Source organism: Streptomyces sp. B8-7 (assembly GCF_058833805.1).
Genome location: NZ_JBYRRL010000001.1, coordinates 807,667 through 830,525, shown reverse-complemented (window position 1 = coordinate 830,525; position 22,859 = coordinate 807,667). Strand labels below are relative to the sequence as shown.

The window sequence follows — 22,859 nt, the reverse complement described above, 5'->3', positions numbered from 1 at the left end:
CCAGCAGCGCGTACGGCGGCCGGGCGGCTCCCACGGGGCGGGCGCGCGACTCCCCTGGGGCGGGCGCCCGCCCCAGGGGGGTCCCCGGCGGACGGGCACGGCGGACGGGCACGGCGGACGGGCACGGCGGACGTGCACGGCGGACGTGCACGGCGGGCCGATCCGTACTAGACAGGAATCATGCGGATTCTGGTGAGGCGGACGGGCGGGTTCGGCGGCATCGAGCGGCACGCCGAGCTGGACACCACCGGCCGCGCCGACGCCCGGCAGTGGCACGACCTCGCCGAGCGCGTGCTCGCCGACGGACGGGACGTGCCGCCGGTCGGCGTGCCCGACGGCTTCAGCTACCAGATCACCCTGGACGACGTCACCGTCTACTGCGCGGACCCGCGGCTGACCGACGACCAGCGCACGCTGATCAGCAGAGTCCTCGAGGAAGGCGCCTGACGCTCCTCCCCGCGCCACACCGCCGCCCGGCGCCGACGCCTCCGCGCCCCGCCCGCCGAGCCGCGCCGCGCCGGGGCCCGGCCGCCTCCCCGGCCGCCCGTCGGCTTCCGCGGGCCTTCCGCGGCCGCCCCGTTGACTTCCGTCACCGGCGGTACGGATGATCCGGCGCATGGTGACCGAAGAGCGCGACCCGATGCCCCGCTTCCCGTCCGGTTTCCTGTGGGGCGTGTCGACCTCCGCCCATCAGATCGAGGGCGCCGCGGACCGCCGCGAGGCGTCCGTGTGGGACGTCTTCACGGCCGAGCCCGGCCGGATCAAGGACGGCTCGACGGCCGACGTGGCCTGCGACCACTACCACCGCTACCGCGAGGACGTGGCCCTGCTGGCCGGCCTCGGCGTGGACGCGTACCGCTTCTCGGTGTCCTGGCCGCGCGCCCGCTCCGCCGGCGGCCTGGACTTCTACGACCGCCTCGTGGACGAGCTGTGCGCCGCGGGCGTCCGCCCCGTGCCCACCCTCTTCCACTGGGACCTGCCCGCCGGCCTGGACTGGCGCGAGCGGGACACCGCCCATCGGCTCGCGGAGTACGCGGCGGACACCGTCGAACGGCTCGGGGACCGCGTGCAGAAATGGATCACCCTCAACGAACCCGCCGAACACACCCTGCTGGGACACGCCCTCGGCGTCCACGCTCCGGGCAGCCGGCTGCTGTTCGACGCGCTGCCGGTCGCCCACCACCAGCTCCTCGCCCACGGCCTGGCCGTACAGGCACTGCGCGCGGCCGGCGTCTCGGACATCGGCATCGCCAACTCCCACGGCCCGGCCTGGCCCGCCTCCCGCGAACCGGCCGACCTGGAGGCGGCGGACTTCTACGACCTGCTGCTCAACCGCCTGTTCGCCGACCCCGTGCTGCTGGGCCGCTACCCGGAGGGCATCGCCGAACTGATGCCCGGCGGCCCCGGAGACGTCGAGGCCGACCTGAAGGTGATCGGGCAGCCCCTCGACTGGTACGGCGTCAACTACTACGCACCGACCCGGGTGGGCGCCCCGCAGGGCACCGGGACCGACTTCGGCGGCGTCCGGATGCCGGCCGGACTGCCCTTCTCCGTCCGCGAGATCACCGGCGTTCCGGTGACGGACTTCGGCTGGCCGGTGGTCCCGGACGCCCTCACCGAACTGCTCACCGCCTTCCGCGACCGCTACGCCGACCGCCTCCCGCCCGTCGTCATCACCGAGAACGGCTGCTCCTACGAGGGCGTCGACGACCGGGACCGCATCGCCTACCTCGACGGCCACGTCCGGGCCCTGCACGCGGCCGTGCGGGCCGGGGTGGACGTCCGCGGCTACTTCGTGTGGTCGCTGCTGGACAACTTCGAGTGGGCGGAGGGCTACGCGCGCCGCTTCGGCCTGGTGCACGTGGACTTCGCCACCCTGGCCCGCACCCCGAAGGCGTCGTACGCCTGGTACCGGGACATGCTGCGCGCCCAGCGGTGACGCGCCCGCACGGTCGGGCCCGCACGGTCGGACCCGGGCGGGTCCGGGACCGGGCGTGCGGCTCAGAAGCCCAGCCGACGGAGCTGCTTGGGGTCCCGCTGCCAGTCCTTGGCGACCTTCACATGCAGGTCCAGGAAGACGGGCGTGCCCAGCAGGGCCTCGATCTGCTTGCGGGACTTGATGCCGACGTCCTTCAGCCGCTTGCCCTTGGGGCCGATGATGATGCCCTTCTGGCTGGGCCGCTCGATGTAGACGTTGGCGTGGATGTCGAGCAGCGGCTTGTCGGCGGGCCGGTCCTCGCGCGGCAGCATCTCCTCCACGACGACGGCGATGGAGTGCGGCAGCTCGTCGCGCACCCCCTCCAGGGCGGCCTCGCGGATCAGCTCGGCCACCATGACCTGCTCGGGCTCGTCCGTCAGGTCGCCCTCGGGATACAGGGCCGGGCCCTGTGGCAGCAGCGGCACGAGCAGGTCGGCGAGCAGGGCGACCTGCTTGTCCCCGACGGCCGACACCGGGACGATCTCCGCCCACTCGAAGCCCAGCTCCTTGCCGAGCTGGTCGACGGCGATGAGCTGCTCGGCCAGCGCCCTGCCGTCCACCAGGTCCGACTTGGTGACGACGGCGATCTTCGGCGTCTTCCTGATCCCGGCCAGCTCCTTGGCGATGAACCGGTCGCCGGGCCCGATCTTCTGGTCGGCGGGCAGGCAGAAGCCGATCACGTCGACCTCGGCCCAGGTGGTGCGCACCACGTCGTTCAGCCGCTCGCCCAGCAGGGTGCGCGGTTTGTGCAGGCCGGGGGTGTCGACCAGGATCAGCTGCGCGTCCGGGCGGTGCACGATGCCCCGCACGGTGTGGCGCGTGGTCTGGGGCCGGTTCGAGGTGATCGCCACCTTCTGCCCGACCAGAGCGTTCGTCAGGGTGGACTTGCCCGCGTTGGGCCGTCCCACGAAGCACGCGAAACCGGCCCGGTGGACGTCCTCGGCCGGCTGTTCGGATGACTGGGTGCGAACGCTCATGCCGCCCATTCTCCCTGATCCCCGGGTGCCCGCCGCACCACGCACCCCCGGCCCGCCCGCGCCCGCCCGCGCGGACCCCCGTCGGGGCCGGCCGGACCGGCCCCCCGGGGACCGGGCACGGCCCGCTCCCCGGCCTGTCACGGGCGCGGCCCGCCACCCGCGGGTCACGGAGCGGCATCGCCGGGCCTCCGGCTGCGGAAAAGCCCTCGGCGATGTCACCGGGGAGTCGTAGGCTGGATTGCACCAGACGAACGCGTGTCACGCGGCGGACGCCGCAGAGGAGGATGTGCAGGCCTTCAGCGCCGGCCCATGACTCAGTCACCCACAGCTCACACCCCCGCGCAGGGGCAGGCCCGAGCCCGGTTCACCGTTCCCGCCCAGCACCCGATGGTCACCGTGCTGGGATCCGGCGACTCCCTGCTGCGGGTGATCGAGAAGGCCTTCCCGGCGGCCGACATCCACGTCCGGGGCAATGAGATCAGCGCGGTCGGCGACGCGGTGGAAGTCGCCCTGATACAGCGCCTGTTCGACGAGATGATGCTGGTGCTCCGCACCGGGCAGCCGATGACGGAGGACGCCGTGGAACGCTCGATCGCCATGCTGAGATCGGGCGGCGACGGCGAGGGCCCGGAGCAGGAGACCCCGGCCGCGGTCCTCACCCAGAACATCCTGTCCTCGCGCGGCCGCACCATCCGCCCCAAGACCCTCAACCAGAAGCGGTACGTCGACGCCATCGACAAGCACACCGTCGTCTTCGGCATCGGCCCCGCCGGCACCGGCAAGACGTATCTCGCCATGGCCAAGGCCGTACAGGCCCTGCAGTCCAAGCAGGTCAACCGCATCATCCTGACCCGCCCGGCGGTCGAGGCCGGCGAGCGGCTCGGCTTCCTGCCCGGCACGCTCTACGAGAAGATCGACCCCTACCTGCGTCCCCTGTACGACGCCCTGCACGACATGCTCGACCCGGACTCCATCCCGCGCCTGATGGCCGCCGGCACGATCGAGGTGGCCCCGCTGGCGTACATGCGCGGCCGCACCCTGAACGACGCCTTCATCATCCTCGACGAGGCGCAGAACACCAGCCCCGAGCAGATGAAGATGTTCCTGACCCGGCTCGGCTTCGACTCGAAGATCGTGATCACGGGCGATGTGACGCAGGTGGACCTGCCGAGCGGCACCCGGTCGGGGCTGCGTCAGGTGCAGGACATCCTGGAGGGAGTGCAGGACGTCCATTTCTCCCGGCTGTCGTCGCACGATGTCGTCCGGCACAAGCTGGTGGGCCGTATCGTCGACGCGTACGAGAAGTACGACAGCCAGCACGGCACGGAGAACGGCGCGCACAGGGGCGGCCGGGGCAAGGCCGGGCACAAGGGGAAGTAGACCGAGCACGACCATGTCGATCGACGTCAACAACGAGTCCGGAACCGAGGTCGACGAGCAGGCGATCCTCGACATCGCCCGCTACGCCCTCGCACGGATGCGCATCCACCCGCTCTCCGAGCTGTCGGTGATCGTCGTGGACGCCGGCGCCATGGAGCAGCTGCACATCCAGTGGATGGACCTGCCCGGCCCGACCGATGTCATGTCCTTCCCCATGGACGAGCTGCGCCCGCCCGCGAAGGACGACGACGAGGCCCCGCAGGGCCTGCTCGGCGACATCGTGCTGTGCCCGGAGGTCGCCGAGAAGCAGGGCGCGGAGGCGCCGACGCAGCACACCATGGACGAGGAGCTCCAGCTGCTCACCGTCCACGGTGTGCTGCACCTGCTCGGCTACGACCACGAGGAGCCCGACGAAAAGGCGGAGATGTTCGGGCTCCAGGCGGCCATCGTGGACGGCTGGCGCCAGGAGAGGGGCCTGACCGGCCCGTCCCCGGCCCCCACCGTGGCGTGAGCCGGCCATGAGCCCGCAACTCGTCCTCGGCGCGATCCTGCTGGTGGTCGTGGCCTGGCTGGCCGCGTGCGCGGAGGCCGGCATCGCGCGCGTGTCCAGCTTCCGCGCCGACGAGGCCGTCAAGTCGGGCCGTCGCGGCAGCGCCCGCCTCGCCCAGGTCGCCGCCGACCCCACCCGCTATCTCAACGTGGCCCTGCTGGTGCGGGTGACCTGCGAGATGGCGGCCGCCTCCCTGGTCACCTACGCCTGCCTGGCGGAGTTCGACTCCACCGTCCAGGCGCTGCTGGTCGCCATCGCCGTCATGGTCCTGGTGTCGTACGTCGCGGTGGGCGTGTCCCCGCGCACCATCGGCCGCCAGCACCCGCTGAACACGGCCACCGCCGCGGCCTACGTGCTGCTGCCGCTGGCGCGGATCATGGGCCCCGTCCCCTCCCTGCTGATCCTCCTCGGCAACGCCCTCACCCCCGGCAAGGGCTTCAGGCGCGGCCCGTTCGCCTCCGAGGCCGAACTGCGCGCCCTGGTCGACCTCGCCGAGCAGGAGTCGCTGATCGAGGACGAGGAGCGCCGCATGGTGCACTCCGTCTTCGAGCTCGGCGACACCCTCGTGCGGGAGGTGATGGTGCCGCGCACCGACCTCGTCGTCATCGAGCGGTACAAGACCATCCGGCAGGCCCTCACCCTCGCCCTGCGCTCCGGGTTCTCCCGGATACCGGTCGCCGGTGAGAGCGAGGACGACATCGTCGGCATGGTGTACCTGAAGGACCTGGCCCGCAAGACGCACATCAGCCGCGACGCCGAGTCGGAGCTGGTGTCGACGGCGATGCGCCCGGCGTTCTTCGTGCCCGACACCAAGAACGCCGGCGACCTGCTGCGCGAGATGCAGAAGGAGCGCAACCACGTGGCCGTCGTCATCGACGAGTACGGCGGCACGGCCGGGATCGTCACCATCGAGGACATCCTGGAGGAGATCGTCGGGGAGATCACCGACGAGTACGACCGTGAGCTGCCGCCGGTGGAGGACCTCGGCGACCACCGGCACCGGGTCACCGCCCGCCTCGACATCACCGACCTCGGCGAGCTGTACGGCCTGGAGGAGTACGACGACGAGGACGTGGAGACGGTCGGCGGTCTGCTCGCCAAGGCCCTCGGCCGGGTCCCCATCGCGGGCGCCCGGGCGACGGTCGAGCTGCCCGACGGGCGCAGGCTGCGGCTCACCGCGGAGGCCGCGGCGGGCCGCCGCAACAAGATCGTGACGGTGCTGGTGGAGCCGGAGGAGCCGGCCGCGACCACGGAGGAGCGAACCGAGTGACCCCCGAGGAGCTGCGCGCGCTGTGTCTGTCGTTCAACGCGGCGGTGGAGGACTTCCCGTTCCGCCCGGAGGTCTCCGTCTTCAAGGTGCTGGGCAAGCTGTTCGCGCTGACCGACCTGGGCGCGCGACCCCTCACGGTCAACCTCAAGTGCGACCCGGAGGACGCGCTGCGGCTGCGAGCCGGGCACCCGGGCCTGATCGTGCCCGGCTACCACATGAACAAGCGGCACTGGAACACCGTGACCGTGGACGGTGAGCTGCCCGCGGACCTGGTCGGAGAACTCGTCGAGGACTCCTACGACCTGGTCGTGGCCGGCCTGCCGCGCGCCGACCGGCTCCGCCTCGGCCGGCCCTGACCCGGTGCCGCGCGGCGCCGGCCCGACGCCGGCGGTGCCGCGGCTCGCCCGGGCCCCGGCGCGCCGGCCGGGCGGCGCGCCGGCCGGGCGGCGACCCGGCGCGCGGCGGGTGCGCCGCCGCTCCGTATCCTCGCTCCATGACCGACAGCAACGCGCTCGACCCCGAGGACCGCAAGATCGTCACCCTGGCCCGCTCGGCGCGCGCCCGCAACGGCGTGCCGGAGGGCGCGGCGGTGCGCGACGAGACCGGCCGCACCTATGTCGCCGGGACGGTGGAGCTGGCGTCGCTGAAGCTGAGCGCGCTGCGCACGGCGGTGGCGATGGCGGTGGCGTCCGGGGCGCGCTCGCTGGAGGCGGCCGCCGTGGTGACGGAGGCGGACGCCCCGGCCGGGCCGGACCTGGCCGCCGTACGCGACCTGGGCGGCCCGGGCACTCCCGTACTGGTGGCGGCGCCGGACGGGAGCGTACGGGCGACGGTGAGCGCGGGCTGAGCCCTCCGGAGGCAGGGCCGGGCCGCGGCGGGACCGCCGGGGCCGGGGCGGCCCGGGCCGGCCGTGGTGGGTGACCGGGTGCTGGGCCCCGCCCGGGGCCGGGACGGACACCGGTCTGCACGGTCTGCGCGGTCTGCGCGGTCTGCGCGGTCTGCGCGGTCCGCGTCGCGGCCGCCGGGGCGCGGCCCGTGCCGCACGGGGCGGGGCCCGGCCGCCGTCACATGGACCGGCCGAAGCCGATCGTCGGCACGGCCCGGCGCAGTGGCCAGGGCCGGACGCAGCCGTCGGGCACCAGGGCGTCGAGGAACGCGTAGCGGCGCAGCGCGGCCGGGTCCTGGCCCGGGTGGGACTGGACCTCGCCCCACCAGGCGGCGATCTCGCTCCAGCCGGGCGCCGACAGCGAGCCCCCGAACTCCTGCACCGACAGGGCCGCGGTCAGCCCCGCGAAGGCCAGCCGGTCGGCGAGCGGCCAGCCGGCCAGGGTGCCGGTGACGAAGCCGGCGACGAAGACGTCCCCGGCCCCGGTCGGGTCGAGCGCCTCGACGGCGATCGCGGGCACCTCGGCGGTCTCCCCGGTCCGCCCGTCGACCGCGCAGGCGCCCTCGGCGCCGAGGGTCACCACGGCCACCGGGACATGGGCGGTCAGCGCACGGGCCGCCTGCCGCGGACACCGCGTGCGGGTGTAGCGCATGGCCTCCTCGGCGTTGGGGAGGAACGCCTCGCAGTGCTCCAGGCCGGCCAGCCCGGACAGGTCCCAGGCACCCGTGCCGTCCCAGCCGACGTCCGCGAACAGCCGGGCCCCCTTCGCCGCGGCCCGGGCGATCCAGGGGGTGCGGGTGCCGGGGGCGAGGGAGACGACGGCGGCCCGCGCGGGCGGCGGGCAGTCGGTGGCGGGCTCCTCCGGGGGCGGTTCGTGGCCGTGCGACACCATGGTCCGCTCCCCCTCGTAGGCCATGGACACGGTGACCGGGGAGTGCCAGCCGGGCACGGTCCGGGACGGTCCGAGGTCGATGCCCTCGCCCTGTTCGAGGGCGTCCCAGCAGTACTCGCCGTAGTGGTCGTCGCCGAACGCCGCCGCGAGGCCGGTGCGCAGGCCGAGCCGGGCCAGGGCGGTGGCCATGTTGGCGACGCCGCCGGGGCTGGAGCCCATGCCGCGGGCCCAGGACTCGGTGCCGCGCACGGGGGCGGAGTCGAGTCCGGTGAAGATGATGTCGAGGAAGACGGTGCCGGTCAGGTAGACGTCCCAGGGCGGGTCCGCGGGGGTGCGCAGGCCGGCGAGCGGGTCGACCGCGACCGGGGAGCGGTGCTGCCGCCCCTCACCCGGGGACACCTCGGACGCGCTCACGACGACACTCCCTGGGACACGGTGGACGCATGGTGGGGATGGTGGCCAGTGTGCACCACGACGCCCCGGGGACGGGTCCGGGGACGGGATGCGACCGGTCGGGCGCGACCCGCGAAAAGACGCGCTTTTACCCAGTGAAACACGCAGCAAACGGAGAAGTGACCTAGATCACATCGCAGGCCCTCCCGTGGGCGCGTCCCCGCTTGATACAAATTGCCCGCGCGTTCCTGTCCGTCGACGGTCGTCGCCTCCCTCCCCCTCCGTGCCGTTCAGGCCGTCCGTGCCGTCCGTGCCGCTTCCTCCGCATGTTCCGGGAACGCCTGTGTCCGCCCCCCGCACCACTGCCTGGCCCCTGGTCGCCCTCTTCACGGCCGGGTACCTCGCCCCCTACCTGCTGCCGACCATCGTCGGCCGGCTCGCCACCTACCTTCCGCTGACGACGACCGAGGCCGGCGCCATCGGCAGCGCGCTGCTGCTGAGTTCGGCGGCGGCCGGCTTCGTGACCGCCTCCCTGGTGGAGCGGGCCGGCGCCCGGGCGCTCGCCCGCGCCGGGCTGGCCCTCGCCGCCGCCGGCTACTGCACCATGGCCCTCGCGGACCCGCTGGCGGTCATCGTGCTCGGCGCGGTCGTCGGCGGGCTGGGCTCGGGCACGGTCACCGCGGTCGCCGCCACCCGGATCGCCGCCGAACCCGACCCGCACCGCACCTCCACGCTGGGGCTGCTCGGGGTGTCCGCGCTGGCGGGCGCCGTGTACCTGACGATCCCGCACCTCGGCCCGGGACACGGCCCGGCGCCCGCCGCGATCGCCCTGACCGCGCTCGCGGTGTGGCCGCTGACCGGCCGCCTGCCCGCCGCCGCCGCGGCGGCGGCCGCGCCGCACGCCGGGCTCGCCGGACGCGCCGCACGGGCCGCACGGCGTGCGCGGGCCCCGCTGCCCCGTCTGCGCGCGGGACTGGTCCTCGCCGCCGCCATGCCGTTCTGGTCGCTCGCCCAGAACGCCCTGTGGGGGGTCAGCGGAACCATCGGGGTCACCCAGGCACACCTCACCGAGGCGGCCGTCGGCGCGGTCTTCGCCACCGCACTGGGCGCCGGGCTGCTCGGGGTGCTCGGCGCCGGGGCGCTCGGCCGACGGCTCGGCCGCGCCCTGCCCATCGGCGCCGGTACGGCGCTGATCGCCGGGTGCGTCGCCGTCAGCGCATCGGCCGGCGGCCTGCCCGCCTTCGCGGGCGGCGAGATCGCCTGGAACGTCTGCTACCCGGTCGTCCTGTCCTACCTGCTCGGTCTGGCCGCGTCCCTCGATCCGCGCGGCCGCTGGGCGGTGTACGTCGGCTCGGCCTCCGCGCTGGGCACGGCGGCGGGCCCGCTGACCGGCAGTGTGCTCGCCGCGGAGGCCGGATTCCCGGCGATGGGCGCGATCCTGGCGGCCGGGCTGCTGCTGATCGCCGTACCGATGACGGCGGTCGCCCTCCGCACCGCCCGCGGGCCGCTGCCCGTGGTGGAGATCCCCGTGGACACCGCCCCGGCCGAGGCCCGCCGCGCCTACGACACGGCCGAGGCGGCGTAGCGCCCGGCGCCGCGGGCGTCACGGTCTCACCGGACGCACCTCCCCGCGCGGCCGCACGCGTCAGAAGGCGTACGCCTCGACCTCCGCCAGGCAGCGGGCCCGCCGTTCCTCGTCGTCCTCCAGGAAGGCGGCCAGGAAGGAGTTGCGGGCCAGCTCGCGCAGCTGCTCGTCGGTGAGGTGCAGCTCCCGGCGTACGGCGGTGAAGTTGTCGTCGGCGTAGCCGCCGAAGTACGCGGGGTCGTCGGAGTTCACGGTGCACCGCAGGCCCGCGCCGAGCATCGCGGGCAGCGGGTGCTCGGCGAGGCGGCCGACCGCGCGGAGCCGGACGTTGGACAGCGGGCACAGGGTGAGCGGCACCCGGTCGCGGACCAGCCGGTCCACCAGGGCGGGATCCTCCATGCAGCGCAGCCCGTGGTCGACGCGCTCCACCCCGAGCACGTCCAGGGCCTGCCGGATGTACTCCGGCGGTCCCTCCTCGCCCGCGTGCGCGACCCGGCGCAGACCGAGTGCGGCGGCGGCCTCGTACACCGCGCGGAACTTCACCGGCGGATGGCCGGCCTCCGCGGAGTCCAGTCCCACACCGGTGATCCGGTCCAGGTACGGCTCCGCGTCCCGGAGGGTGCGCAGCGCCGACTCGGCGGACTCGTCGCGCAGGAAGCACATGATCAGGCGGGTCGAGACGCCGTGGTCGGCCTCGCTGCGCCCCAGCACCCGCCACAGGCCCTCGACGACGGTGCCCAGGGGGACGCCGCGGGAGGTGTGGGCCTGCGGGTCGAAGAAGATCTCCGCGTGCCGCACGCCCTGCCCGGCGGCGCGCTCGACGTACGCGCGGGCCAGGTCGGCGAAGTCCTGCTCGGTGCGCAGGACGGCCGTCAGCGCGTAGTACAGGTCCAGGAACGACCGGAGGTCGTCGAACCGGTAGGCCTCGCGCAGGGCGTCCGTGTCGGCGTACGGCAGGGTCACGCCGTTGCGGGCGGCCAGTCCGAAGGCCAGCTCCGGCTCCAGGGTGCCTTCGATGTGCAGGTGCAGTTCCGCTTTGGGGAGGGGCATTACGGCATCGTACGGCCGTCTGGCCATGGTTTGCCGCCTGCGGCCCGGCACGGCCCGGCGACACTCGGCTCCGGTTCCGGGCCGGGGCCCGGGCCGGGGGCTCAGCGTCGTCTGGGCAGCGGCACCCGCAGCAGGTCGTGCGCGACGGTCAGTTCGCCCTCGTACCCGGCGGCCCGCGCCTGGCGCTCGAACTCCCCCTCGGTGCCGGTGTAGCGCTGGCTGAAGTGGGTGAGCACGAGGTGCCGTACCCCGCCGTCCCGGGCCACCCGGGCGGCCTGACCGGCCGTCAGATGGCCGTGGTCGGCGGCGAGCCGCGCGTCCTCGTCGAGGAAGGTGGACTCGATGACGAGCAGGTCGCAGTCCTCGGCGAGGGCGGACACCCCGTCGCACAGCCGGGTGTCCATGACGAACGCGAAGCGCTGCCCGCGCCGGACCTCGCTGACCTCCGCCAGCGGGACGCCGCGCAGGACACCGTCGCGCTGGATGCGGCTGACGTCGGGTCCCGTGATGCCGTGCGCGGCGAGCCGTTCGGGCAGCATGCGGCGGCCGTCGGGCTCGACGAGGCGGTAGCCGAACGACTCGACGGGGTGGGAGAGCCGGCGGGCCTCCAGCCGGTAGTGCGGGGTCTTTGCGACGACGCCGTCCTCCGCGACGGGTGCCTCGGTCAGCGGCACGGTCTCGCGGTAGGCGGTGGCGTACCTGAGGTGGTTGAAGTAGCGCCGGCCGGACCGGGGGTAGTGGGCGGTGACCTCGTGCGGCACCTGGTCGAGGTTGACGCGCTGGATGACACCGGGCAGCCCGAGCGCGTGGTCGCCGTGGAAGTGCGTGACGCAGATGCGGTTCAGGTCGTGGGCCGCCACCCCGGCGCGCAGCATCTGGCGCTGGGTGCCCTCGCCGGGATCGAAGAGGAGGCCCTCGCCGTCCCAGCGCAGGAAGTAGCCGTTGTGGTTGCGGTGACGGGTCGGAACCTGGCTCGCGGTGCCGAGCACCACCAGTTCACGCACGGACACGGCGGCTCACCCCGGGGGCCACTGCATGCCGCGGCCGCCGAGGACATGGGCGTGGGCGTGCCACACCGTCTGGCCCGCGCCGCTGCCGGTGTTGAACACGATCCGGTAGCTCTCCAGCTGGTCCTCGTCGGCGACCGACCGTGCCTCCCGCAGCACGTCCGCGGCGATCTGCGGTTCCGCGGCGGCGAGTTCGGCGGCGTCCGCGTAGTGCACCTTGGGGATGACCAGGATGTGCGTGGGGGCCTGGGGGTTGATGTCCCGGAAGGCGACGGTCGTGTCGGTCTCACGGACGATCGTCGCGGGGATGTGCCCCCCGACGATCTTGCAGAACAGGCAGTCTTCCTGGGGTTCGCCCGCCATGCGGGTGCCTCCTCGGGCCGGATGATCCGTTGCCCCCGAATCGTATCCCCGCCGCCCCCGCCGCCCCCGCCGCCCCTGCCGCCCCTGCCGCCCCGCCCTGCACGACCGCGGGGCCGGCCACGAGGCCCCGCGGTCACCCGCGACCGCACGGGCCACAGGAATCGACACCCCGGCGCAACACCCGCCGGGCGCGCGGGAAGCCGCGCGCCCGGCCGCCCGGCGGCGCACCCGGCCACCACGCAGACCACGCAGACCACGCGACCCCACACCCCGGCACAACCGCCCCCCGAGGGGCGTGGGGAACCCCGCGGCCTCCCACGGCGCGGCCGCGCCCGGCCGACGGGGTCACGGCATCCGCGCCTCCGGCCAGGAGGACCCCGCCTCGCCCGTCCGCAGCCTTCCCTGGCCGTGGCGGGGCCGGCCTGCCGTAGGGCGTGTTTCGAAAGTCCCGCCTGCCTGGCGGCGTCTGGCACGCACGCTCGCCGCGTTGTCGGGCTCGCCCCGATACATCCAGTATCGGGGCGACCCTCCGCCTTGCGATCGCACGCACCAGACGCCGCCAGACCTGCCCTTCGGGCAGACGACGCTACTTTCGAAACACGCCCTAGAAGGCTGCTGAAAATCTTGTTGGGGGCTGTCCGGCCTGAGGCCGGATGGCCCCTTTCCCTATGCGGTGGCGGGGGTGAGGTGCCAGGTGGTAGTGCTGGTCCGGGTGAGTCCGAGGTTGATCAGTCGGCGGAGGTTGAGGGCGGCGGCGCGGTGGTGGAGCCAGATGTTGTTGGCGATCACGCCGCGGTGGGGGACTCTGCGGTTGCCTTTGCCGACGAGCCAGGCGATGGCGCGTTCGACGGGGGGCCGCCATCGGCGGTATTCGTCCTGCCAGGCGGGGTCGGTGGCGGCCTGGTGGCGGGCGGCGGCCAGCAGTTCGTGCTGGGGGTGGACGTTCACGGTGCGTCCGGTCTTGGAGGTGGTGCAGCGTTCCCGCAGGGGGCAGTCGGCGCAGAGGCGTTTGAACTGGGCGGTGCGGGCGCCGTCTGCTTTGACCTGCCCGAGGTTGGCGGTGTGTCCGGCCGGGCAGGTCGCGGTGCCGGCGGCCAGGTCGAGGCGGAAGTCGTCGATGGTGAAGCCGCCGGGGACGGCCGTCCGGATCGGCGGCGGTTTGATCACCAGGGTGTGGCCCTGGCCTTGAAGGCGCTCGCGCAGTTCGCCGGTGCCGTAGGCGGAATCGCCGAGCACGGTTAACTCCGTGCCCTCTTCTTCGTCGGCCAGCAGGTCGGCGGCGATGGCGGCCTCGTGGTTGCCGGGCCCGTAGCCGCCGGTCAGGGCGACGGCGGTGAACAGTGCGGTCTCCGGCTCGAAGGAGACATGTCCTTTGAAGCCGTCCTGGTGGCGGGTGCGGTTCTTGTGGATGTGCCGGGCGTCGGGGTCGACGGTGGACACCGTCCGGTCGGGTGCTGTGCGCTTGGCGATGCGCCAGCGGCCGTCGCGGCCGTCGGAGTCCTTGGCGGGTTCCACGTCCTGTCCGGCGACCAGGGCCAGCAGGCCGACGGCGTCCGCCGCCTTCTCGCCCAGGTTCTGCTCGGGCAGGTGTCCGAGCAGGTTGAGGGCGTCGGTGACCAGCGCGTCGACCAGCGCGGCGCGGGCCGTCTCGTCGTCCCAGGCGATCCTCGGTTTGCCCGGGTTGGTGTAGTCGTGGGCCGTGCACCACCGGCCGGCCGTCTCCTGGCCGCCGGGAACCTCTCGGATCACCCGCCGGATCGCGGAAATGATCTGGGTGACGGTGTCCTGGGTGGCCACCGCGTCATCGAGGACGGTGGAGTCCAGCGCCCGCCGCTGCTTGCCCTTGAGCACCCCGGTCGCGGCCACGACCTCCTTGACCTTGGTGAAGATCCGCGTCGGATCGGCCGAGTTGCGCAGGCGGCGCCGGAAGTACGTCAACAACGACGGATCGAACGCGGTGTCGTGCAGGCCGAGCCCGCAAGCGGCCTTCCACCGCAGGTCACACCGCAATTCCTGAACGACCTCGAAGTCCGACAGCCCGTGCAGGCTCTGCAGCACCACGGTCGCGGCCAGGACCTGTGGCGGCAGACTCGGACGGCCGTTGGACGAGGGATACATGTCCGCGAACATCTCCGCCGGGAACAGCACCTCGCGGTGCTCGGCCAGGAACGCGAACACACTCCCCGCCGGGATCAGCTCCCGGCACGTCTCCCACACATCCGGCCCGACCGGCTCCCCGGCCCATTCCCCCTGCATGCCTACAAGACTGGCCCCGACTCCACCGAGCCGGGGCCAGAACACCAGATTTTCAGCAGCCTTCTAGGCCGGCGGTGGCGTCCGCGCGGCCCGGTGCTCGAGCCCCTCCAGAGCGACCCGCACCGCCTCGTCCAACTGCGGATCCCGCCCGGCCGCCCAGTCCTGAGGCCGCTGGACCACCTCCACATCCGGGTCCACGCCGTGGTTCTCCACCCCCCAGCCGGGGCCCTCCAGCCAGAACGCGTACTTGGGCTGGGTGATCAGCGTGCCGTCGACCAGCCGGTACCGGCTGTCGATGCCGATGACCCCGCCCCAGGTGCGGACCCCGACGACCGGCCCCAGCCCGAGCGCCTTGATCGCCGCGTTGACTATGTCCCCGTCCGACCCGGAGAACTCGTTGGCGACGGCCACGACCGGTCCGCGCGGGGCGTCCTGCGGGTAGCTGTAGGGCTCCATGCCCCGGGGCACCGCCCAGCCGACGATCCTGCGGGCGAGCTTCTCCACGACGAGCTGGGAGGTGTGTCCGCCGCGGTTCTCCCGGAGGTCGACCACGAGGCCCTCCCGCGCCACCTCGATCCGCAGGTCGCGGTGGATCTGGGCCCAGCCGGGCGCCTGCATGTCGGGGACGTGCAGGTAGCCGAGCCGGCCGCCGGAGGCCCGGTGGACGTGGGCGCGCCGGTCGGCGACCCAGGCGTGGTAGCGCAGGGGCTCCTCGTCGGCGAGCGGGACGACGACCACGTGGCGCGGGCCGGCGCCGCCCGCCGGGGCGACGGTCAGCTCCACCGGCCGGCCGGCGGTGCCGACGAGGAGGGGGCCGGGGCCGGTCACGGGGTCCACCGGCTGCCCGGCGACCGCGACGACGGCGTCCCCGGGCCGTACGGCCACGCCCGGCGCGGCCAGCGGCGAGCGGGCGTCGGGGTCGGAGGTCTCCGCGGGCAGGACGCGGTCGACGCGCCAGGCGCCGTCCTCGTGGCGGGAGAGGTCCGCGCCGAGCAGGCCCTGACGGTCGCCGGAGCCGCCGGAGCCGTCGGGGACGACGTAGGCGTGGGAGGTGCCGAGTTCTCCGTGCACCTCCCACAGGAGGTCGACCAGGTCGTCGTGGGTGGCGACGCGGTCGAGGAGGGGCCGGTAGCGGTCGAGGACGGCGTCCCAGTCGACGCCGTTCATGTCGGCGCGCCAGAAGTGGTCGCGCATGATGCGGCCGGTCTCGTCGAACATCTGGCGCCACTCCGCGGCGGGGTCGACGGCCTGCCGGACGCGGCCGAGATCGACGGTGATGTGGGTGTCGCCGGCGGAGTCGGTGGCGGCCCGCCGGTCGCTGGGGACGACCTTGAGGAGGCCGTCGGTCCACAGCAGGACCCGCTTGCCGTCGCCGCTCACCTCGAAGTGGTCGGCGTCGGCGGCGAGGTGCTCGACGCGCTGCTCGGCGAGGTCGAAGCGCTCCAGTTCGGTGTGCGGGTCGGGGGCGTCGGGGGTGGCCCGGGAGGCGCCGAGGACGCCGCGCACGGGGTGCCGCAGCCAGAGCACGCCGTCCTTGGCGGCCCTCAGGTGGGAGTAGCGGGCGGCCTCGACGGGGAACGGCACGATGCGGTCGGCGAGGCCGTCCAGGTCGATGCGGGTGGCGGGGGTGCCCTCGCTGTCGGGGGTCTCGTCCTTGTCGGACACCTCGAAGGGGCGGCCGTGCCGCTGCGGGCCGAACGGGGACGGCGTGGTCGCGGCGAGCGTGATCAGGTGCGGGCGGGAGCCGGTGACGAAGGCGAGGTCGAAGACGTGCTCGTCGTAGACGGGGTCGAAGGCCCGGTGGGAGAGGAAGGCGAGGTGCCGGCCGTCGCGGGTGAAGGCGGGCGCGTAGTCGTCGAAACGCAGCGGGGTCGCCTCGGTGACGGTGAGGTCGGTGGTGTCGGCCAGCTTCAGCTGGCGCAGCGGCCGGGGGCCGGGATGGGACCAGGCCAGCCAGGCGGAGTCGGGCGAGAAGGTGAGGCCGGTGGCGTCGCCGTGCCTGCTGCGGTCGACCTCGCGGACCTCGCCGCTGTCCCGGTCGACGAGCAGGACACGCCCGTCGTGGGAGGCGACCGCGGCGCGGGTGCCGTCGGGGGCCATGGCGAGATCGAGGACGCGGCCGAGCCGGCCGCCGGCGATCCGGTGCGGCAGGGCGCCGGGTGTGCGGCCGGTGGCGGGTGCGAACTCCAGGGCGTCCTCCCCTTCGGCGTCGGTCACCCACGCCGCCCACTGCTCGCCCTCGGCCCGGAAGGTGCGCGGCAGCCGGGCGCGGACGCCGGGCTCGGCGGCGAGGGCGCGGGCGGGACCGGAGCGGTGGGTGACCCAGTGGACCGCGCCGCGCACTCCGACGGCGCTGCCGCGGCCGCTGTGGTCGGGGGCCGCCGCCCCGAACCAGCGGGCGGCGTCCACCGGGTGGGGCTGCCGGTCGGTGCGCTGTCCGCCGAGCCGGATGTCCAGCTGGCGCGGCGCGGCGCCGTCCAGGCCGTCGAGGAGCAGGAGTTCACCGCCGCACGCGTAGACGACCCGCCGGCCGTCGCCGGCGGCGTGCCGGGCGTAGAAGCCGTCGAGGGGGGTGTGGCGGCGCAGGTCGGAGCCGTCGGCGAGGGAGGAGTACAGGGCTCCGGTGCCCTCGTGGTCGGACAGGAACGCCAGCCGGTCCCCCACCCAGCAGGGGTGCTCGATGTTGCCGTCGAGGTCCTCGTGCACCCGCACGAACGCGCCGTCGCCGTCCCGGTCGATCCAGAGCTTGCCCGCGGTACCGCCGCGGTACCGCTTCCACCAGGCGGCCTCACGGCCCATCGGGGCGGACAGCAGCACGGTGGCGGGGCCGGACGCCACGTCGCCCACGGGCCCGTACGGCAGGGTCTCGGCGGGGCCGCCGTCGAGCGGGACGGCGTGCGCCCAGGTGCGGCGCAGGGTGGCCTGGCCGTGGGTGCTGAGGGCCAGGATCCGCCCGTCCGGGGTCCACCCGCGGACCTGTGTCTTCCAGCTGCCCCAGTACGTCAGCCTGCGGGCGGGCCCGCCGTCGACGGGGGCGGTGTGCACCTCGGGGGCGCCGTCGCGGGTGGAGGTCCAGGCGACGTGCCTGCCGTCGGGTGAGATGCGGGGCGTGGTCACGGGAGTGTTGTCGGCGCTGACCCGCCAGGCCCGGCCGCCGCCGAGGGGAGCGAGCCAGACGTCGTCCTCCGCGGTGAAGGCGACCGACTCGCCGTGGACGTGCGGGTGGCGGAGGTACGCCGGCAGGGCGGGGGCTGGGGTCTGCGTCACGCGATCAAGCGTAGGCAGCGCGGGCGGCCGTGGCCCGTGGTTCGGATCAGTTGGCCGTTTTCGGCGGGGACTTCGGCCGGCCCGGGGAGAAGCCGGCGCTCCGGGCCGGGTCCGGCCCCGGCCTGCGGGCGCGGACGCCGGCCCAACCGGTGGCGGGCGGCCGAGCCGGTGAACGGCATGCGGACCCGGACGGGTTCCCCGGCCCGCCGGACCCCCCGGGGTCCGCCGTCGTCAGGACCAGCGTCCGGTACGGCCCAGCAGCAGCGCAGCGGCGGCGGTCCCGGCGGTGGAGGTCCGCAGCACGGTACGGCCCAGCACGTACGGCAACGGCATGCGGACCCGGACGGGTTCCCCGGCCCGCCGGACCCCCCGGGTCCGCCGTCGTCAGGACCAGCGTCCGGTACGGCCCAGCAGCAGCGCAGCGGCGGCGGTCCCGGCGGTGGAGGTCCGCAGCACGGTACGGCCCAGCACGTACGGCAGGGCCCCGGCCTGCTCGAACAGCGCCAGCTCCTCCGGGGAGACGCCCCCTTCGGGTCCGACCACGAGCACGATGTCGCCCCCGGCGGGCAGTTCGGCGGTGGCGAGGGGGCGGCCGCCGCTCTCGTGCAGCACGGCGGCGAAGTCGGCCCCGGCCAGCAGGGCCGCGACCTGTCTGCTCGTGGCGGCGTCGGCGACCTCGGGGAAGCGGACCCGGCGGGCCTGCTTGCCGGCCTCGCGGGCGGTGGCCCGCCACTTGGCGAGGGCCTTGAGGCCGCGCTCGCCCTTCCACTGGGTGATGCAGCGCGACGCGGTCCACGGCACGATCGCGTCCACGCCGGTCTCCGTCATGGTCTCCACGGCCAGTTCACCGCGGTCGCCCTTGGGCAGTGCCTGGACGACGGTGATGCGGGGCTGCTCGACGGGCTCCTGGCGGACCGGGCCGAGGCCGGTCAGCACCAGCCGGTCCTTGCCCTCGGCGGCCTTCACCACGGCCTCGGCCCAGCGGCCCCGCCCGTCGGTGAGGACGACGTCCTCGCCGGGCCGCAGCCGCTTCACCGAGACGGCGTGCCGCCCTTCGGGGCCGTCGAGCACGAACTCGGGCCCGGCGTCGTCGAGTCGGTCGGTCACGAACACCGGAGCCGTCATCAGAACGCACCTCCTCGGGCCGGCCCGTCCGACAACGCTGTCCAGGCGGCGGCGAGTTCGGCGGACAGCAGCTCCACGAGCCGCCCGGCGGGCAGGTCGCACGCCATCCGGTGGCCCTGTCCCGCCCACAGCGACATGGCCTGGGCGTCCCCCGCCTTGGCTGCCGCCTTGCGCAGCGGCGCGGTGAGGTGGTGGAGGTCGGGGTAGCCGGGCGGCGCGTACGGGCCGTGCTCGCGCACGAACCGGTTGACCAGGCCGCGGGCCGGGCGGCCGGAGAACGCACGGGTGAGTTCGGTGCGGGTGAACAGCGGGTCGGTCAGGGCCTGTTTGTGCAGCGGGTGCGCGCCGGACTCGGGGGTGGCGAGGAACGCGGTGCCGAGCTGGGCGGCGCTCGCGCCCGCGGCGAGGACGGCGGCGATCTGGCTGCCCCGCATGATCCCGCCGGCCGCGACGATCGGCAGCGCGACCGCCTCGCGGACCTGCGCGAGCAGGGCGAGCAGTCCGATGCCGGCGCCCTCCGTCTCGGGCTGGTCGCGGTGGCTGCCCTGGTGGCCGCCGGCCTCCACGCCCTGCACGATCACCGCGTCCGCGCCGGCCCGCTCGACGGCCACCGCCTCCTCCACGGAGGTGGCCGTGGCCAGCGTGACGGTGCCGGCGCGGCGCAGGGCCGCCAGGGCGTCCGCGCCGGGCACGCCGAAGTGGAAGGAGACCGCCGGGACCGGGTCGTCGAGCAGCACGGCGAGCTTGGCGTCGTAGCCGTCGTCACGGCCGCTGTCGGGGTCACCCAGCTCGGTCCGGTACCAGGCGGCCTCCCCGGCGAGCTGCTGGGCGTAGAGGTCGACCGCGGCGGAGTGGGCCGGGGCGGCCGCCGGCGTCCCGGACGCCTCGAACGCCGCGTCGGGGTCGGCGCCGGAGTGGTCGGGGCTCGGCATGAAGACGTTCACGCCGAAGGGGCGGGAGGTCAGTCCGCGCAGCTGCTTGATCTCCTGGTACATGCCGTCCGCCGTCTTGTACCCGGCGGCCAGGAACCCGAGCCCTCCGGCCTCGGACACGGCGGCGGCGAGCTGCGGCACGGAGACACCGCCCGCCATCGGTGCCTGCACTATCGGAAGCGGGGCGAGATCGGTCAGCGCGGAGGACATGACCGCATGGTGCCATGTCCCCCGGACAAGTCCGAATCGGGACTTCCGGCGGGTACGGGCCCGGCGCGGAGGCCTTGCGCCGGCCCGTCCGGGGCGTGTTGCGAAAGGCGCGCCGGCCGCCCGGAGGCGGGCCGGGCGGGACGGTCGCCGGCCGCCCCGGCCCCGCGACACGACGCGCCGCGGGGCCGGGGCGGCCGCGCGCGGTCCGCGAGGACGCCGCGCGCGGGGGCCGACGGCTCAGCGGCCGTTGAAGGCGTCCTTCAGCCGTGAGAACAGGCCCTGCTGCCCCGGCTGGAACTGCCCCTGCGGGCGCTCCTCGCCGCGCAGCTTGGCCAGTTCGCGCAGCAGCCGCTCCTGCTCGGGGTCCAGCTTGTTCGGCGTCTGCACCTCGACGTGCACGACGAGGTCGCCGCGGCCGCCGCCGCGCAGGTGGGTGACGCCCCGGCCGTGCAGCGGGATCGACTGGCCGGACTGGGTGCCGGGCCGGATGTCGACCTCCTCCATGCCGTCCAGCGTCTCCAGCGGCACCTTCGTGCCGAGGGCCGCCGCGGTCATCGGGATGGTCACCGTGCAGTGCAGGTCGTCGCCGCGCCGCTGGAACGTCGAGTGCGGCAGCTCGTGGATCTCCACGTACAGGTCGCCGGCCGGGCCGCCGCCGGGGCCGACCTCGCCCTCGCCGGCCAGCTGGATGCGGGTGCCGTTGTCGACGCCGGCCGGGATCTTCACCGTCAGGGTCCGGCGGGAGCGGACCCGGCCGTCACCCGCGCACTCCGGGCAGGGGGTCGGCACGACGGTGCCGAAGCCCTGGCACTGCGGGCAGGGCCGCGAGGTCATGACCTGGCCCAGGAAGGACCGGGTGACCTGGGAGACCTCGCCGCGGCCGCGGCACATGTCGCAGGTCTGCGGGGAGGTGCCCGGCGCCGCGCCCTCGCCGCTGCACGTGGTGCAGACGACCGCGGTGTCGACCTGGATGTCCTTGGTGGTGCCGAAGGCGGCCTCGTCGAGCTCGACCTCGATCCGGATCATCGCGTCCTGGCCGCGGCGGGTGCGCGAGCGCGGGCCGCGCTGCGACGCCGTGCCGAAGAACGCGTCCATGATGTCGGAGAAGTTGCCGAAGCCGCCGGCTCCGAAGCCGCCCGCACCGGCCCCGCCGGCCTGCGTGAGGGGGTCGCCGCCGAGGTCGTAGACCTGCTTCTTCTGCGGGTCCGAGAGCACCTCGTAGGCGGCGTTGATCTCCTTGAACCGCTCCTGGGTCTTCGGATCGGGGTTGACGTCCGGATGCAGCTCGCGCGCGAGCCGCCGGAAGGCCTTCTTGATCTCGTCCTGCGAGGCGTCGCGGCGCACGCCGAGAACGGCGTAGTAGTCCGTGGCCACTTACGACTCCGCCAGGATCTGTCCGACGTACCGTGCCACTGCGCGTACCGCTCCCATCGTTCCCGGGTAATCCATGCGGGTCGGGCCGACCACGCCGAGCTTGGCGACTGCCTCGCCGCCCGAACCGTAGCCCACCGACACCACCGAAGTGGAGTTGAGCCCCTCATGGGCGTTCTCGTGACCGATGCGCACGGTCACGCCCGGATCCTTCGCCTCGCCCAGCAGCTTGAGGAGCACGACCTGCTCCTCCAGGGCCTCCAGGACGGGGCGGATGGTGAGGGGGAAGTCATGTCCGAAGCGGGTCAGATTGGCGGTGCCGCCGATCATCAGCCGTTCCTCGGTCTGCTCGACGAGCGTCTCCAGCAGGGTGGAGAGCACCGTCTGGACGGCGCCGCGGTCCTCCGGCTCGAAGCCCTCCGGCAGGTCCTGCACCAGCTGCGGCACGTCCGTGAAGCGGCGGCCCGCGACCCGGCTGTTCAGCCGCGCCCTGAGGTCCGCGAGGGAGGTCTCCCCGAACGGGGCCGGACAGTCGACCATCCGCTGCTCGACCCGCCCGGTGTCCGTGATCAGCACCAGCATCACGCGCGCCGGAGCCATCGCCAGCAGTTCCACGTGCCGCACCGTGGACCGGGTCAGCGACGGGTACTGCACGACGGCCACCTGCCGGGTGAGCTGCGCGAGCAGCCGCACCGTGCGGGCCACGACGTCGTCCAGGTCGACCGCGCCGTCGAGGAAGTTCTGGATCGCGCGCCGCTCCGGTGCGGTGAGCGGCTTGACCTCGGCGAGCTTGTCGACGAAGAGCCGGTAGCCCTTGTCGGTGGGGATACGCCCGGCACTGGTGTGCGGCTGCGCGATGAAGCCCTCGTCCTCCAGGGCCGCCATGTCGTTGCGCACGGTCGCCGGGGACACCCCGAGGCTGTGCCGCTCGGTGAGCGCCTTGGAACCGACCGGCTCCTCGGTGCCCACGTAGTCCTGGACGATGGCGCGCAGCACCTGCAGCCTTCGTTCACTGAGCATCGCGCACACCTCCAGCTCTCGTCATGGTCGGCGCCCGGCCCCTGCGGGCCCCTCCGGTCACGGGGCCTGGCACTCGGAGCAGACGAGTGCCAGCCTCACCGGCCCAGTGTACGGCCGTCGGGTGGCCCCGCGGCAAGGCAGGTCGCGTCCGGCGGCGCCCTGCGCGGGGACACCTCCGGTGCGGCGGCCGGCACGGTCCACCGGGACGTCCCGGCCGTCCGGCGGGGTGCACCCCCCGCGGCGGGGCGTCACCCGGGTACGGGCCGTACCGGGGTGACGCGACGACGCGGCGGTGCCGTGCCGGGCGGCGCGACCCGGTGAACCTCTCCGGTCGCAGCACTAGCGTT

Annotated in this window: 19 protein-coding genes; 8 read left to right on the top strand and 11 right to left on the bottom strand. The window is 74.4% G+C overall.

The annotated features are described in order from the left end of the window. Window positions 1–180: 180 nt before the first annotated feature. Window positions 181–447, top strand: a complete 267-nt coding sequence (locus tag AC5K6T_RS03475) for a protealysin inhibitor emfourin (RefSeq protein WP_493205497.1) — start codon at window positions 181–183, stop codon at window positions 445–447. A gap of 157 nt (window positions 448–604) precedes the next feature. Next, window positions 605–1,939 (top strand): GH1 family beta-glucosidase, encoded by a 1,335-nt coding sequence (locus tag AC5K6T_RS03470; protein WP_493205496.1) that lies wholly within the window; start codon window positions 605–607, stop codon window positions 1,937–1,939. 62 nt (window positions 1,940–2,001) lie between these two features. On the opposite strand, the gene era is transcribed toward AC5K6T_RS03470, so the two are convergent. After that, window positions 2,002–2,955 (bottom strand): GTPase Era, encoded by a 954-nt coding sequence (gene era, locus AC5K6T_RS03465; protein WP_493205494.1) that lies wholly within the window; start codon window positions 2,953–2,955, stop codon window positions 2,002–2,004. Window positions 2,956–3,264: 309 nt separating this feature from the next. Here era and AC5K6T_RS03460 point away from each other — a divergent pair, with 309 nt between their 5' ends. The 5 genes from AC5K6T_RS03460 (at window position 3,265) to AC5K6T_RS03440 (ending at window position 7,002) form a co-directional block, all read left to right on the top strand. Continuing rightward, window positions 3,265–4,335: a PhoH family protein gene (locus AC5K6T_RS03460; RefSeq protein ID WP_493205492.1), complete on the top strand. Its 1,071-nt coding sequence runs from the start codon at window positions 3,265–3,267 to the stop codon at window positions 4,333–4,335. A 13-nt stretch (window positions 4,336–4,348) separates the two neighbouring features. Continuing rightward, the gene (gene ybeY / locus AC5K6T_RS03455) at window positions 4,349–4,846 is read left to right on the top strand and encodes an rRNA maturation RNase YbeY (protein WP_493205491.1); all 498 of its coding nucleotides are present in this window, start codon (window positions 4,349–4,351) and stop codon (window positions 4,844–4,846) included. Between the two features lie 7 nt (window positions 4,847–4,853). Continuing rightward, the gene (locus tag AC5K6T_RS03450; protein ID WP_493205489.1) at window positions 4,854–6,155 is read left to right on the top strand and encodes a hemolysin family protein; all 1,302 of its coding nucleotides are present in this window, start codon (window positions 4,854–4,856) and stop codon (window positions 6,153–6,155) included. Then, a complete protein-coding gene (locus AC5K6T_RS03445; RefSeq protein ID WP_493205487.1) occupies window positions 6,152–6,511 on the top strand; it encodes an MmcQ/YjbR family DNA-binding protein in 360 nt (119 codons plus the stop codon). The genes AC5K6T_RS03450 and AC5K6T_RS03445 overlap by 4 nt, the downstream gene beginning before the upstream one ends. A gap of 137 nt (window positions 6,512–6,648) precedes the next feature. Beyond that, window positions 6,649–7,002, top strand: coding sequence for a cytidine deaminase (locus AC5K6T_RS03440; RefSeq protein WP_493205485.1), 354 nt, complete (start codon window positions 6,649–6,651; stop codon window positions 7,000–7,002). Between the two features lie 217 nt (window positions 7,003–7,219). Here AC5K6T_RS03440 and AC5K6T_RS03435 read toward each other — a convergent pair whose 3' ends face one another. Further along, window positions 7,220–8,347: a PfkB family carbohydrate kinase gene (locus AC5K6T_RS03435; RefSeq protein WP_493205484.1), complete on the bottom strand. Its 1,128-nt coding sequence runs from the start codon at window positions 8,345–8,347 to the stop codon at window positions 7,220–7,222. A 322-nt stretch (window positions 8,348–8,669) separates the two neighbouring features. On the opposite strand from AC5K6T_RS03435, the gene AC5K6T_RS03430 reads away from it, so the two are divergent. Next, the gene (locus tag AC5K6T_RS03430; protein ID WP_493205482.1) at window positions 8,670–9,911 is read left to right on the top strand and encodes an MFS transporter; all 1,242 of its coding nucleotides are present in this window, start codon (window positions 8,670–8,672) and stop codon (window positions 9,909–9,911) included. 60 nt (window positions 9,912–9,971) lie between these two features. Here the strand turns inward: AC5K6T_RS03430 and AC5K6T_RS03425 are convergent, their stop codons facing one another. The 9 genes from AC5K6T_RS03425 to hrcA all read right to left on the bottom strand — a co-directional run bounded on the left by AC5K6T_RS03425 (window position 9,972) and on the right by hrcA (window position 22,512). Beyond that, window positions 9,972–10,961, bottom strand: coding sequence for an adenosine deaminase (locus AC5K6T_RS03425; protein ID WP_493205481.1), 990 nt, complete (start codon window positions 10,959–10,961; stop codon window positions 9,972–9,974). A gap of 101 nt (window positions 10,962–11,062) precedes the next feature. After that, window positions 11,063–11,971: a ribonuclease Z gene (locus tag AC5K6T_RS03420; RefSeq protein WP_493205479.1), complete on the bottom strand. Its 909-nt coding sequence runs from the start codon at window positions 11,969–11,971 to the stop codon at window positions 11,063–11,065. Window positions 11,972–11,977: 6 nt separating this feature from the next. Next, window positions 11,978–12,331: a histidine triad nucleotide-binding protein gene (locus tag AC5K6T_RS03415; RefSeq protein WP_493205477.1), complete on the bottom strand. Its 354-nt coding sequence runs from the start codon at window positions 12,329–12,331 to the stop codon at window positions 11,978–11,980. Window positions 12,332–12,997: 666 nt separating this feature from the next. After that, window positions 12,998–14,587: an IS1182 family transposase gene (locus AC5K6T_RS03410; protein ID WP_493205476.1), complete on the bottom strand. Its 1,590-nt coding sequence runs from the start codon at window positions 14,585–14,587 to the stop codon at window positions 12,998–13,000. A gap of 63 nt (window positions 14,588–14,650) precedes the next feature. Beyond that, entirely contained in the window at window positions 14,651–17,854 is a 3,204-nt protein-coding gene (locus tag AC5K6T_RS03405; protein WP_493205474.1) for a S41 family peptidase, read from the bottom strand. Between the two features lie 384 nt (window positions 17,855–18,238). Next, complete coding sequence (locus AC5K6T_RS03400) at window positions 18,239–18,979, bottom strand: 16S rRNA (uracil(1498)-N(3))-methyltransferase (protein WP_493205473.1); 741 nt, start codon at window positions 18,977–18,979, stop codon at window positions 18,239–18,241. Then, a complete protein-coding gene (locus tag AC5K6T_RS03395) occupies window positions 18,979–20,121 on the bottom strand; it encodes a nitronate monooxygenase (RefSeq protein ID WP_493205471.1) in 1,143 nt (380 codons plus the stop codon). The genes AC5K6T_RS03400 and AC5K6T_RS03395 overlap by 1 nt, the downstream gene beginning before the upstream one ends. 237 nt (window positions 20,122–20,358) lie before the next feature. After that, window positions 20,359–21,495, bottom strand: a complete 1,137-nt coding sequence (gene dnaJ / locus AC5K6T_RS03390) for a molecular chaperone DnaJ (RefSeq protein WP_493205470.1) — start codon at window positions 21,493–21,495, stop codon at window positions 20,359–20,361. Continuing rightward, on the bottom strand, window positions 21,496–22,512 hold the full coding sequence (gene hrcA, locus AC5K6T_RS03385) for a heat-inducible transcriptional repressor HrcA (protein WP_493205468.1): 1,017 nt from the start codon (window positions 22,510–22,512) through the stop codon (window positions 21,496–21,498). Window positions 22,513–22,859: the final 347 nt, after the last annotated feature.